This is a genomic window from Streptomyces albus subsp. albus, from assembly GCF_000719865.1.
Lineage (GTDB): Bacteria > Actinomycetota > Actinomycetes > Streptomycetales > Streptomycetaceae > Streptomyces > Streptomyces albus_E.
This window is the reverse complement of record NZ_JOID01000077.1, coordinates 1-1,256: the sequence shown is the minus strand read 5'-3', so window position 1 is coordinate 1,256 and position 1,256 is coordinate 1. Positions and strand designations below refer to the sequence as shown.

At 74.5% G+C, this 1,256-nt stretch carries 1 protein-coding gene; it reads right to left on the bottom strand.

Features of this window, described 5'->3' with window-relative positions; translation table 11 throughout:
• Positions 1 to 307: 307 nt before the first annotated feature.
• Positions 308 to 1,256: GMC family oxidoreductase N-terminal domain-containing protein (locus tag IF83_RS0129410; RefSeq protein ID WP_037682066.1), on the bottom strand; the 949-nt coding region annotated here is incomplete at its 5' end.

Here is a 1,256-nt window from a genome sequence, read left to right as displayed (position 1 = left end):
CCCCCGGGCCACCCCGCGGCCCGCTCCCGCCCTCGCAGCCGGCCCCCCGCCACACCCGGACCCACACCAGGACGCGACACCCAGACACGCACCGGCCCCCGGCCACCCGGACACGCGAACCCGGACCCGCACCGGCCCCCGGCCACCCGGACCGCGACACCCGGACCCGCACCGGGACGCGACACCCGGACCCGCACCGGCCCCCGGCCACCCGGACGGCTCCCCGCCAGGAGGGGACACGGATCACGGACGAGGCGAAACAAGGACCACACCGGCCAAAGCCCACCGATCCCAGTACCGCGGGCCCCTACACACGCCGCACCCCCACCCCGCCACCACGCTCCACCCAGGCCCCCGTCACGGCGAGCGCGGCCGCCATAATGCTCAGCTGCGGGTTCACCTCCGGACAACTCGGCAGCACCGACGCGTCGGCCACCAGCACACCCCGCACCCCCCGCAGCCGGCCCTCCGGATCCGCCGGGGACCGCTGCGGATCGCTCCCGGCCGCCGCCGTACCACTGGGATGGAACGCCGACAGGTGCAGCGCCCGCGGACCCCCACGGGCAAGCACGTCGTCGAGCTCGGCAAGAGAACGGGCCCGGGGATCAGCCGGAAGGCCCGTCAGCACCTCCCCGGCCCCGGCCGCGAACAACACCGCGCCCATCCCCCGCACAGCCCTCATCAACCGGGCCCCGTCACCGCGGTCCAGGTCATAGCGCACCAAGGCCCGTTCACGCCCCAGGACCCGCCCCGACGGACGGTCACCGATCAACGCGCCCAGCGTCGCCAGGTGCCGGCTCTCCTCCAACTCACGCCGCAACTCCCGCCCCACACCCGGCAACACGAAGCTCCCCATCCCCGGCGGTGCGGCGGTCGCCTCGATGAGGATGCCCTCCCCGTGCAGTTCCTCCACACCCACACTCTGCAGGACACCGGGCCCGGCGGTGACCTCCCCCCCGAACCGTCCCGCCACGCTCGTCGCCGGATGCACACTGAGATTACGACCCAGCCGCGGATGCCCGCCCAAGCCGGAACGACGCAGCAGCAACGGCGTCTGCACAGCCCCCGCCGCGACCACCACCAACGACGCCAGAACCTCCGCCTCCCCCCCACCGCGCCGCCACAGGCGCACACCCACCGCACGCGGACCACCCCGGGCATCCGGATCCACCAAGATCCGCGACACCCGCGCACCGGTGACAATCCGCGCACCCGCCACACAGGCCTCCGGCAGCACCGACAACTGCACACTCTGC